11 protein-coding genes are annotated in these 10,867 nt (G+C 64.0%); 4 read left to right on the forward strand and 7 right to left on the reverse strand.

Annotated features, from left to right (window positions below):
* Positions 1-118: 118 nt before the first annotated feature.
* From THIVI_RS18265 to THIVI_RS18290, 6 genes are all read right to left on the reverse strand, one after another.
* Positions 119-646: a phosphatase PAP2 family protein gene (locus THIVI_RS18265; RefSeq protein WP_014780009.1), complete on the reverse strand. Its 528-nt coding sequence runs from the start codon at positions 644-646 to the stop codon at positions 119-121.
* Complete coding sequence (locus tag THIVI_RS18270; RefSeq protein ID WP_014780010.1) at positions 618-1,844, reverse strand: glycosyltransferase family 4 protein; 1,227 nt, start codon at positions 1,842-1,844, stop codon at positions 618-620. The genes THIVI_RS18265 and THIVI_RS18270 overlap by 29 nt, the downstream gene beginning before the upstream one ends.
* Before the next feature lie 4 nt (positions 1,845-1,848).
* Positions 1,849-2,685, reverse strand: a complete 837-nt coding sequence (locus THIVI_RS18275; RefSeq protein WP_014780011.1) for a lysophospholipid acyltransferase family protein — start codon at positions 2,683-2,685, stop codon at positions 1,849-1,851.
* 7 nt (positions 2,686-2,692) lie between these two features.
* On the reverse strand, positions 2,693-3,463 hold the full coding sequence (locus THIVI_RS18280) for a GNAT family N-acetyltransferase (RefSeq protein WP_014780012.1): 771 nt from the start codon (positions 3,461-3,463) through the stop codon (positions 2,693-2,695).
* Between the two features lie 422 nt (positions 3,464-3,885).
* The gene (locus THIVI_RS18285; protein WP_014780013.1) at positions 3,886-5,064 is read right to left on the reverse strand and encodes a dicarboxylate/amino acid:cation symporter; all 1,179 of its coding nucleotides are present in this window, start codon (positions 5,062-5,064) and stop codon (positions 3,886-3,888) included.
* An 88-nt stretch (positions 5,065-5,152) separates the two neighbouring features.
* On the reverse strand, positions 5,153-6,628 hold the full coding sequence (locus THIVI_RS18290) for a Mur ligase family protein (protein WP_245537307.1): 1,476 nt from the start codon (positions 6,626-6,628) through the stop codon (positions 5,153-5,155).
* Between THIVI_RS18290 and THIVI_RS18295 the strand changes: the two genes are divergently transcribed.
* The 4 genes from THIVI_RS18295 (at position 6,627) to mtaB (ending at position 9,641) form a co-directional block, all read left to right on the forward strand.
* Positions 6,627-7,103: a hypothetical protein gene (locus tag THIVI_RS18295; protein WP_014780015.1), complete on the forward strand. Its 477-nt coding sequence runs from the start codon at positions 6,627-6,629 to the stop codon at positions 7,101-7,103. The genes THIVI_RS18290 and THIVI_RS18295 overlap by 2 nt on opposite strands.
* A gap of 63 nt (positions 7,104-7,166) precedes the next feature.
* A complete protein-coding gene (locus THIVI_RS18300) occupies positions 7,167-7,730 on the forward strand; it encodes an Hsp20/alpha crystallin family protein (RefSeq protein ID WP_014780016.1) in 564 nt (187 codons plus the stop codon).
* Between the two features lie 177 nt (positions 7,731-7,907).
* Entirely contained in the window at positions 7,908-8,327 is a 420-nt protein-coding gene (locus THIVI_RS18305) for a YybH family protein (RefSeq protein WP_041447747.1), read from the forward strand.
* A gap of 15 nt (positions 8,328-8,342) precedes the next feature.
* On the forward strand, positions 8,343-9,641 hold the full coding sequence (mtaB, locus tag THIVI_RS18310) for a tRNA (N(6)-L-threonylcarbamoyladenosine(37)-C(2))-methylthiotransferase MtaB (RefSeq protein ID WP_014780018.1): 1,299 nt from the start codon (positions 8,343-8,345) through the stop codon (positions 9,639-9,641).
* Between the two features lie 387 nt (positions 9,642-10,028).
* Here mtaB and THIVI_RS18315 read toward each other — a convergent pair whose 3' ends face one another.
* Complete coding sequence (locus THIVI_RS18315; RefSeq protein ID WP_014780019.1) at positions 10,029-10,352, reverse strand: hypothetical protein; 324 nt, start codon at positions 10,350-10,352, stop codon at positions 10,029-10,031.
* Between the last annotated feature and the right edge of the window lie 515 nt (positions 10,353-10,867).

Genomic DNA, 10,867 nt, shown 5'->3' on the forward strand with positions numbered 1-10,867 from the left:
GGACGGCTGATCGCAAAAAAGCCAGGCTTCGGCCTGGCTTTTTGTTTTGGGCGATGGTCGAGAAAACACGTCCCCAAAATTGTTTGTCTTCGCGTCCTGAATTCTCCTTGTTTGGGATTCAGGCGACGATTGAAAGACTGGAGTAGGCGAGCGTCAAACCGATCAGGGTTGCCACCAGAACGTCGCTCGGATAGTGCAGGCCAAGCAGAATCCGGGAACTGGCGACCAGGGCCGTGAAGGGAATCAGCAGCCAGGCCAGTTGCGGAAAATAATAAACGGCCACGGCCGAGAAACTGACGGCATGGAGCGTATGCCCGGAGGGAAAGCTGTAACGGTCGAGCGGCGGTACCAGGGCCATGATGTCGCTCGCGTGATGACAGGGCCGTTCGCGCCGGGTCACGCCCTTGAGCGACTTGTACAGCGCCAGCGCCACGCCGCCGGTGATCAGCATGTGCAGGCTGGCCTTGAGACCCTCGACACCATACAGCAATGGCAGAATTGCCATCAGGCAATACCAGAAGACGCCGTCGCCGAGTCGGCTCACGACCGCGAATGGCCGCTGGACCCAGACGCGCTGGCCTGATCGGCTCCAGGTTCGACAGATGGACGCCTCGCGATTATTCAGGTGTTGCAGCCATGGCCTCATGACAAACCTCCATTCCGCCGTGTCGGCGGATCACCTCGAAGAGACGTTCCTCGACCCTGCCAAGAACGCGATCCCAACTGATCCCCTCGGCGGTTTTTCTGGCCGCCGCGCCTAGCTGACGCAGACGAACAGGGTCTTGAGCTGCGGCGCGACTGGCGGCAATGAAGGCGGCGCTGTCGCCAACGGCGAGGGTCACGCCATTGACCCAGGATTCAATGTGGGCATGCGCCGCAGCATAATCAAATGCGATGACCGGCAGTCCGCTCGCCATGGCCTCGGTGACCACGTTGCCGAAGGTCTCGGTCAGGCTCGGGAAGAGGAAGAGATCCCCTGAAGCATAGTGGGCGGAGAGTGCGTCGCCAACCCTGGCCCCCGCGCAGATGAAGTCGGGGAACTCGCGGCGCAGATGCGCGAGTTCGGGCCCATCGCCGACCAGGACGAAACGGGCGTTGGAACGCTCGGCCAAAATCGCCTGAAATGCCTCGCGGGCGAGATCCAGATTTTTCTCGGCGGCGACCCTGCCGACGTAGACCGCGACCAGGGTGTCGTCGTCGCAGCCCCATGAACGGCGTAACGCCGGATCGCGCCAGGCCGGCGAGAAGCGCGTGACATCCACGCCACGCCCGAAGACATGGACGTTCTGAAAACCGCCGCTCGACAGCTCGGCCTTCAACTCCGCGGTCGGCACCAGGGTCGCATCCGAACGGTTATGGAAATGGCGCAGGGTCTCGGCGATCTGGTGGGTCAGAATCCCGAGTCCATAATGCTGACTGTATTGATGGAATTGGGTGTGAAAACCGGTGACGGTCGGGATCCCGAGCGCGCGCGCGGCCGAGAGCGCCGAATGGCCAAGCGGTCCCTGGGTCGCGATATAGACCAGATGCGGCCGGCTCCGATGCCATTGACGGCGCAGACGCCAGTAGACTGGGAGGCCGAAACGCAGGCCGCGATAGCCGGGGATCGGCAGTCCGGGCACCAGATAGGGAATCACCGGCCCGGTGGGTATCCGTCCCCGATCGGTCTGTTGGCGCGGACGGACCAATTGAATCCCGTGTCCGCGCTCCGCCAGCCCTTCCGCAAGGTGAAGCATGGTATTGGCCACGCCGTTGATTTCGGGCGGATAGGTCTCGGTGACGATGGCGAGATCCAGCTGCGCGGGTTCCCGACGGTCGGATGAGGTGCGGCGTGTTCGTTGCATGGCGTCAGGCGGGGCTCGGATCGGGGCTGCTCAGGGTGGATTCGCCACTTGCGGGGGCGGTCTCCGGCCGGTCATGTCCGCGGCGTCGGTCATTCTCCGGATCCAGACCAAGCGCCGTGACGATCGCCAGCCGCGAGGACTCGGCCAGCGAACGTCGCGTCGCGTCGTCGTCCGCCCGCAACGGCGGGAGAAACTGGATGTGGGCGACCAGATCCGGGTGACGGATAATTTGCCAGAGATTGGCGATCAGCGTGTCGTCGTCGACATAGGGCGCGTGGGGATCCGGTGTCGGATCCTCGCCCCGGCGATAACCGATCGCGACCGGCTGGATGCGAATCCCGGAATCTTGCGCGACACTGAAGAGCCGCGGATGAAAGCGGCGGACGCAATGACCTTCGCTGGTGGTGCCCTCGGGGAAGATCATCAGCGGATGTCCGCGCGCGACCTCCGCGACAATGCACGCGGCGATGCGGTCGGCCTGATGCGCGCCGCGCTCGATAAAGAGCGTCCCGGCGATCTCGGCCATCCAGCCGATGAGCGGCCAGCCCCTGACCTCCGACTTGGAGAGGAAGGCGATTTCATGCTGGGCGCCGACGATGGGGATGTCGAGCCAGGAGATATGGTTGCCGACCAGCAGACAGCCAGGCTCGACGCGCCCCACGATCCGCAGCCGCAAACCCAGCGCGCGGCACAGCCGGGCATGCCACCAGTGCACCGCTTGGGGCACCCAGACGGGCCGCCGGCCGATGCTGGAGCGCAGACGGATGTACAGGGCGATGATTGCACCCGTGGTCAGGTGCTCGATGACGCGCAGACTTCTCCAGAGCGATTTTGCCATCATCGGCATCTCAACCGGCGGTCATCCGTTCGAGGAAATGGCGCGAATAGCTGGGGTTCAGTTCATCGACATTGAGCAGCATGAGCACGTCCGCCACCCCGAAATCGGGATCCCGGCAGGGTTCGCCACAAGCCTTGGCGCCCAACCGGACATAGGCGCGCAGCAGTGCTGGCAGCGGGGCATCGAGGATGTCCTCGGAGACCTGAGCGGTCAGCAGCGTCACGCGCGGCGTCACGCGCAGGCTCTCTGGCGACATGGCCTGCCGGCGTAGCCGGTTCATGATGGCCGCGGCCTGGATGTCCTGGTCTCCGAGCGGAACGCTGGCGCAGCCAAAGAGATAATCAAAACCATGCAGAGTGATGTAGCCGGCCAGTCCGGACCAGAGCACGGCGATGGCCGATCCCTGGCGGAATTCCGGAGCGATGCAGGTCCGTCCGACTTCCAGGAGACGCCCCTTGAGACGGGTAATCGACCCCAGCTCGAATTCGCCTTCGGAATAGAAGCGCCCGAGGCGGGCGGCTTGCGCGTCCGACAGAAGGCGGGTACAGCCAACGACCCGGCCGCTTTGCGCATCGCGCACCAGCAGGTGCTGACAGTGGTCGTCGAACTCGTCGCTATCGAGCCCCGCCACGCCCTTGAGTTGCGCCCCCATTTCCTCGCCGAAGACACGATAGCGCAGGGATTGAGCCTCGCGGACCTCCTGGGCGGAAGCGGCGAGTTCGGCGAACAGACGTTCGCCGCGCGGGGCGGTCGACGCGGAGGCGGAAGCGGAAGCGACCATGGCAGATCCTCGAACTCTTCGGCTAATGAAGAGGACGATATTAGGTCGCGACTGTTGCAGGGATATGTGGGGCGGATGACGGAAAGGTGAATCCGTCAGGTTTCAGGCGAGTTGGAGGTTGGTCGCGAGTAAAAAATTAAGTTAAGGCGATTTCCAGGAAAGATTTTACCGATTTCCGTTCGTCCTGAGCCCTGAGCAGAGTCGAAGGGTCGAAGGATGAACGGAAATCGCGCTCCGAGACCGACATTGCCTCCGTTCATGGTTCGACCCTTCGACGGGCTCAGGGCTCACCACGAACGGAGGCAATGTCACGGCGAACGGAGATAATCTGGGTATGATCTTTTCCAAAAATCACCTAAACAGCGATAACGACAGCGACAACGACAGCGACAACGAGATTGGTGAATGGATTTGTTTGGCGGTTACGCGCGCGCCAAATCCCGATCCACCAGCGCCGCGACCACCAGATCGCCCCAGACATTGATCGCGGTGATGGGATAGTCGAAAAAACGGTCCACGACCAGATAGAGCGCCAGATAGGTCTGGGGCAGTCCGAGCAGGTCGAGCATGAAGGCCATCATGGCGATGCCGCCGCCGGGGATGCCGGCGGTGCCGGCGGAGGAGGCCATGGTGAGCAGAACGATGAAGAGCGCCTGAAAGGGACTCAGATCGGTTCCGGCGAGTTGGGACATGAAGATCAGCAGGATCGACTGATAGAGCGCCGAACCGTCCATGTTGAGGGTCGCGCCCAGCGGCAGGGTGAGGCTGGTGACCCGCTCGCTGATGCCATGGTTTTCCAGCGCCCGCTTGGAGACCGGATAGGTGGCGGAACTGGATGCCGTGGAGAGCGCGGTCAGCAGCGGCTCGCGACACGCCGCGACGAACGCCCAGGGCGAGCGGCCGGTGCGAGTCCGATAGAGCGTGGGCAGAAACGCCAGCGCATGCAGGACGGCGGCAAACCCAACCGCCCAGACGAAGGCGCGAAGCTGAAAAATTCCCGCCCAATCCATCCCCGCCAGCCCCGTATAAACCAGTGCCGCGACCCCGATGGGCGCCAGCTTGAGGACGCCGGCCAGCGTCTGCATCAGCAATGCATCCAGCGCCTGGGCGCCGCCGAGCAGGGTGGTCCGATGTTCCGTGGCGATGCGTCGCGACGCGATGGCCGCGAGGACGGCGACGAAGACGATGTGCAGGACATTGCCGTCCGCCAGCGAGGCGAAGAAATTGCTTGGGATCAGGTTCGCGATCAGTTGGTCCAGACTGAAATTGGCCGCGGTCGGCGCGAGTTGGGGCAGTTCCAGCAGACCGGCGGGCAGATCCCGGGAGAACGTCAGACCGATCAGAGTGCCAAGTGTGGCGGCCACGGCGCTGGTCAGCAGGTAATAGAGCAGTGCGCGTCCGCCGATGCGTCGCAACTCGGTGCCGCCGGCCAGCGAGGCATAGATGGAGACCAGGATCAGGGGCAGGATCAGGAGCTTGAGGACCGAAATGAAGATCTGGCCAAGCCAGGCGACGTAGAGCGCGCCAGCGGGGAACAACAGGGCGAGCGCGATGCCGAGCAGCAGGCCGACGGGGATGGAGTAGAGCTGGCGGAGTGGCATGTTCGAGTTTTCTCTGGGTGTCGCGGGAGGGAGTCGACAACCTGTCGACTGACCCAGGTGCCGACAGCCTGTCGGCGCTCTCAGGGGATCAAATCCAACCGAGACGCTTCAGACTGCGCTCCACCTCGTCCTGGTCGCTGTAATACTCCTTGCGCCCGTTGCGGTCGAGATAACGCTCGTGTCCCTTACCGGCGATCAGGGCGACCCAGGCTTCGTCCGTCGGGCGCTCGGCGAGCCAGTCGAACAGATGCGCGATGGCCTGTGGCCGCTCGACGATGACCTCCACGCCGTCCGTCGGCATACCAGTCAAAATATCCGCGATGATGCGTTCGGGGGGCTCGGTACGCGGGTTGTCCGAGGTCACGATACAGTGGTCGGACTGGCGTGCGACGGCAGCGCCCATCAGCGGGCGTTTACCGTGGTCGCGGTCGCCGCCACAGCCGAACAGGGTCAGGATGCGGGTCCGCGGGAAGCCGTCGCGGATGGCGGTCAGGATGGTGTCCAGCGCATCCGGGGTATGGGCGAAGTCGATGACGAGGGTCCGGTTGCCGATGGTCCGGCACTCGAAGCGCCCGTCCACGGGGCTCAGATGTCGCCAGTCGGCGCGCGCGCCGGGGCCGAGGATGCCGTCTGCCAGGGCGGTGGCGAGCGCATAATTCCGGCGGTTGTGTGCGAGGGCGAGAAACGGCTTGGCCGCGATGGCGTCCGGCTCCAGGGTTGCTGGCGCCAGAACCTCGACTGGCACGCGCGACAGCCCCGCTTCCCGAAGCTGGCGGGCCACGGCCGGACTGCTGCAATAGAGTCGCCCGCCGTCCTGGATCAGGTCGAGAATGCGCGCTTTGGCGCTAAAATAGGATGACTCGTCGTGGTGATAATCCAGATGGTCCTGGGTGAAGTTGGTCCAGCCAGCGTTCTGAAGCGGAATGCCGTAGGCCCGTCCCTGGTCCAGTGCGTGACTGCTGATCTCCATGACCACCACATCGCAACGGTCTTGTTGGGCATGCAGCAGACGACGCAGTTCGATCTGGGGCGGCGAGGTGAATCCGGTCTCCATCAGCCGTTCGCCGTTGCGAAAGAGCCCCAGGGTTCCGATGGAGAGCACCCGCTGGCCGTGGGCGGCGAGGATCGACTCCAGATATTTGACGGTCGTGGTCTTGCCGTTGGTTCCGGTGACCCCGATGAAGGTGAGGCGGCTGCTGCCCAGTGGATAACAGAGGTCGCAGAAGCGCGCGACCACTTGCGGCCAGTCATCGGACCGGGCGACATAAATGGCTTTGTCCGTCAGGCGCTCGAAGCAATCGAGCGGGCGGTTGACGACCAGCACCGAAAAGGCGCCATCGGCCAGATAGCGGCGGTAGAGTTCGTCATCGCTGCGTCCATCGTCGAAGCGCTGGAAAAAGAGGATCGAGCCGGCATCGCAGGCGTCCGCGCGCCACTGGATGTTGGTGAGCGCGCGCCGCGTCGCCGGTGCGCGCCGCCAGGCGAAGTCCAGGGTGTCCAGCAGTTGGGAGAGCGGATCGGTTGGCATGGTGGCGGATGTCGGATCAGTGAGGAGAGGTTGCATGCACATTCTCGCCGAGGAAGGCGTGATCGTCGAACTTTTGGGCCGCTTCGGGCTGAATTATCGACTGCTCGCCGCCGGGAACTCCATCCCCGGCTCCTACTGGGGCGATCCCGAGGCCGGGCTGGTTGGCGATCGGCTGTACGCGCTCCCCACGACGCCGCTGCATTCGATCCTGCACGAGGCCTGTCACTGGATCTGCATGGATCAGCGCCGTCGCGACGCGCTGCAGACGGACGCGGGGGGCGACGATGCCGAGGAGAACGCGGTCTGTTATCTGCAACTGCTGCTGGCCGACGCCATTCCCGGCGTCGGGCATGAGCCTCTATGCGCGGATATGGACGCCTGGGGGTACAGCTTCCGGCTGGGATCGGCGCTGGCCTGGTTCGAGCGGGATGCCGCGGACGCGCGCGACTGGCTGCTCGGGCAAGGGTTGATCGACCGGGACAATCGTCCAACCTGGCGGGTGCGTCTTTGAAATCTCGCGCACTATACTTCGTGGGTCTGCCTCATTCTGTCGCGACACTCGCGGGAGTTCTCCATGCGCAAGTTCTCACTGACTACTGTCGCCTTGACCGCTATCCTGCCCGCACTGACCTTCGCCTGGACGCCTTATCCAGGTTACCCGCTCCCCGACGGCCGGCCGCTCGGTGCGCCCTTCGGTCCGATGGCCCCAGGCGATCCGGGCGCCTGGCCCGTCATGCCACCATCTAGCCCATTCGGTGCCTTGGCGCCCATGGACAGTGAGAGCCGTCAGATGCCGCCCGCCAGCCGGATGCGAATCTCGCGTCAGTCCACCAATGACGCCTATCTGATCGACATCGCGCTGGAGAACATCGATTCCGAGCAGGTTGAGATCCGGCCTGCGGGCCGGGGCCTGACGATTTCCTACAGCACCCGGATGCAGACCAGCGAGGAAGAGACCCTGCCCCGTGGCGAGGGGTTCCGGCGGAGTTACCGTGTCGCGCGCGGCGCGGCGAGCCGCCGTATCGCGCTGCCACCAGACGCCGATCTGGCCAACCTTTCCCGCGAGATCAGCGACAACCGCATCCGACTGCGGATCCCGCGCGCGGCGGGTGGGCGCTGGCCGTTGCCCGTCCGCTAGTGCAACTGCGCCGAAGTCCCAATAACTTGTCATTGGTCACGGGTAGTCCAGGCGCTTTTTGCCACGAAGACGGGCACTTGTTCGTCGCGTGGCGCGGAGCGCCGCTCCATGCGTGACACCGCAGAGCGGTGTCACGCGAGATTCAGATTGAAATTCAGCGTCGAGGAATCCCAACGCATGCACTATGAAACCCCACAAGATGCCGAGGACGCCTATTACGACGCGCTCGATGCGGGCGACGCGGTGGCCATGGACGAGGTCTGGGAGGCATCCGACAAGATCGCCTGTCTGTTACCCATGACCCCGTTGGCCACCGGGCCGGAGGTCCGGCGTTTATGGCGCGCCATCTTCGAGCAGGGCGCCAGATTCGAGATCGAGGTGCGGCATCATCTCTGGATCGAAAACGGCGATCTCGCGATCCATCTGATCGAGGAGCGTACCGGCGCCCGGAACGACGGATCGCCGCCGCCAGCCATCTACGGCACCAATGTGTTCCGCTTGGGCCCCGATGGTTGGCGTCTTTTGTTGCATCAGAACTCGCCGGCACCGCTCCCGCCGCCGGGCGCGGCGTCCAGCCAGCGCACGGCGCTTGCCTGAGTTGGGTGCGACTGAATGCGCGTAAAGCTCCTGACGCTGGGCTGTCGTCTCAACGAGGCGGAACTGGAGGGCTGGGCCGACCGCTTTCAAGCGCGGGGATGTCAGGTCGTCGGCCATGAGGATCCGGCCGACCTGATCGTGATCAATACCTGTGCCGTCACCCAACAGGCGGTGCGCAAATCGCGCCAGATCCTGCGCCGCAGCCATCGTGTCAATCCAGGGGCGCGGCTGATCGTCAGCGGCTGCCTGGCCGCGCTGGAGGCGGAGTCGCTGGCGGGGGAGAGCGGCGTCGATCTGGTGGTCGGCAACCAGGATAAGGATCGGTTGGTCGAGATCGCGCTCGACGCGCTCGACATCCCGTCCATGCCGGAACTGGCGATCGCCAATGACGCCAGCCCGCTGTTCACCCGCGGTCGTCAGCGCGCCTTCGTCAAGGTCCAGGACGGCTGCCGTTATCGCTGCACCTTCTGCATCACGACGCAGGCGCGCGGCGAGGAGCGTAGCCGTCCGGTCGGCGAGGTCGTGGCGACGGTCGGGCGTCTGCACCGTGCCGGCATTCAGGAAGTCGTGCTGACCGGCGTGCATCTGGGCGGTTACGGCAGCGACACCGGCGGCGATCTGGCCGTGCTTGTGAGCAGGATCCTCGCCGAGACTGAGATTCCGCGTCTGCGTCTGGGATCGCTGGAACCCTGGGATCTCCCCGATACCTTCTGGCCGCTATTCGCCGATTCGCGGCTGATGCCCCATCTGCATCTGCCGCTGCAAAGCGGCTCGGACGCCGTTCTGCGGCGCATGGCGCGCCGTTGCAAGACCGACGAGTTTGCACGGCTGGTCGAATACGGTCGCGCCCTGGTTCCGAGTCTCAACCTCACGACCGACATCATCGTCGGTTTTCCGGGCGAGGACAGGGACGACTGGCGGCGCACCCTGGCGTTCGTCGAGGCGATGCGATTCGGACACATCCATGTCTTCAGCTACTCGCCACGGGCGGGAACCCTGGCGGCTACGCTGCCGGACCAAGTGGACGCGGGGACGAAACGACAGCGCTGTCAGGAATTGCAGGTGCTCGCGGTCCGGATGAAAGGGGAGGTTCTGCGCGCGCAGATCGGCCAACAGGCATGGGTGCTTTGCGAAGGCCCGGACGATGGCGCGCAACGCGCAAGCCGTTTCGGCTATACGCCCAACTATCTGCCGGTGCAAGTGGTGGCGGACGCCCCCTGGATGACAGGCAATCGACTGATCGATGTCACCCTAACCGGTCTTGCCGCAAGCGGCGAGGCCATGGTGGGTCAGCCCGTCCGCCGCTCGGAGTAAACCGCGTCCGTTCGGACAGTCATGCGCGCGGGCTAATCGAGCCGACCGCTCGGAATGACGCAATCCATACGATCTTGCCGTTAGAAACTGATCGCCAGTTCGGTCCTGTCGAGTTGGGGAGGCCGAGCCTGGATCGCCAATACTGGCTTCACAGGTCCGCCACGGCGCTCTCCATGGATCAAATGCCGCTGGTCAGCGTCCCGCACGGCCGCGGCGCCGATGCCAAAACCCTTCGTCGTCGCGCGTTCCGTCCCAGCGTTGGGATCGTCGCGTCACGGCATCTGCCTGCCTTTCTGCCCCGTTCCGGTCGGAGCCGTTCTCGGCTCGGCCCGGTGGACGGCACGGGAAATCGAGCCCCGCTTCAGCCTCGCGTCTTTGCCGATTCGACTATTTGTCGTCGAAGCAGCGGATCCCTGTCCGCGTCTTAAACTCGTCGCACAGGGTCATGTAGGAGACGCTGTTGTCCTGATGGATGCGCACCACATGACGCCCACCATTGGCGCAGGCAACGGCCACCAGCGTGTCACCGCCCGAACTGGTTCCGATCGGTTGGGTCGTCTCGATCGTCTTGCAGTTCTCCCCTGACCGGTTGATCACGATCTGAAACGCTTGCAGGGCCAACTGCGCGCGAGCCGGCGCCGCGGAAAGGGCGAGTGCGAACAAGAGCAGCGTGCCGCTGATGATCTTCAGGGCGGGTTGAGAGTCATCCATCGTCGTTTCCTCAATTGAGCACCGTCGTTGTCGATCGGGTTACCGACCGTGGCCGGCTCGGCGAACGCCGGGCAGAAGCGATTCTAACGGCTGCCGGCAGGGATCTGGCTCTCCAATCCATGGCCGCCGCCGGAACCGATCCAATTTTGGCCACAAAATCGACCCGTAGGCGCATCCGATAAAACGTCGATCGCCCCGTCGACCGACGACCGGCATGTCGCCCGGAACGCTGATCCAACTCTGCGATCAGTGCGGACGCAACGCGATGAGGTACGGATGGGCCGCCTCCAGCGGATCTGGGTGGAGAGCATCCAGGTCGATGGGGCGGTCTGGCGGGGATTGTTGCTTGGTCGATTCGCCTGAGCAGTGACGCTCAACAGATCGTAATAATTGATCTATATCATTGCCGCGTTAATAGGATTGCCAAATCCCTTGCGTCACTTGCAGAGTTTTAGGAGTCCGTGATGTCTCTCGATCTCTATCCGACGGGAGTTCAGAGAGAAGCTCCATTCTAA

It is taken from the genome of Thiocystis violascens DSM 198, from assembly GCF_000227745.2.
GTDB classification, from domain to species: domain Bacteria; phylum Pseudomonadota; class Gammaproteobacteria; order Chromatiales; family Chromatiaceae; genus Chromatium; species Chromatium violascens.

Excerpts from the sequence above, each read along its gene's own strand:
- THIVI_RS18265 (WP_014780009.1), bottom strand. The coding sequence starts at position 646 with ATGAGGCCATGGCTGCAACACCTGAATAATCGCGAGGCGTCCATCTGT.
- THIVI_RS18270 (WP_014780010.1), bottom strand. The coding sequence starts at position 1,844 with ATGCAACGAACACGCCGCACCTCATCCGACCGTCGGGAACCCGCGCAG.
- THIVI_RS18275 (WP_014780011.1), bottom strand. The coding sequence starts at position 2,685 with ATGATGGCAAAATCGCTCTGGAGAAGTCTGCGCGTCATCGAGCACCTG.
- THIVI_RS18280 (WP_014780012.1), bottom strand. The coding sequence starts at position 3,463 with ATGGTCGCTTCCGCTTCCGCCTCCGCGTCGACCGCCCCGCGCGGCGAA.
- THIVI_RS18285 (WP_014780013.1), bottom strand. The coding sequence starts at position 5,064 with ATGCCACTCCGCCAGCTCTACTCCATCCCCGTCGGCCTGCTGCTCGGC.
- THIVI_RS18295 (WP_014780015.1), top strand. The coding sequence starts at position 6,627 with ATGCACATTCTCGCCGAGGAAGGCGTGATCGTCGAACTTTTGGGCCGC.
- THIVI_RS18290 (WP_245537307.1), bottom strand. The coding sequence starts at position 6,628 with ATGCAACCTCTCCTCACTGATCCGACATCCGCCACCATGCCAACCGAT.
- THIVI_RS18300 (WP_014780016.1), top strand. The coding sequence starts at position 7,167 with ATGCGCAAGTTCTCACTGACTACTGTCGCCTTGACCGCTATCCTGCCC.
- THIVI_RS18305 (WP_041447747.1), top strand. The coding sequence starts at position 7,908 with ATGCACTATGAAACCCCACAAGATGCCGAGGACGCCTATTACGACGCG.
- mtaB (WP_014780018.1), top strand. The coding sequence starts at position 8,343 with ATGCGCGTAAAGCTCCTGACGCTGGGCTGTCGTCTCAACGAGGCGGAA.
- THIVI_RS18315 (WP_014780019.1), bottom strand. The coding sequence starts at position 10,352 with ATGGATGACTCTCAACCCGCCCTGAAGATCATCAGCGGCACGCTGCTC.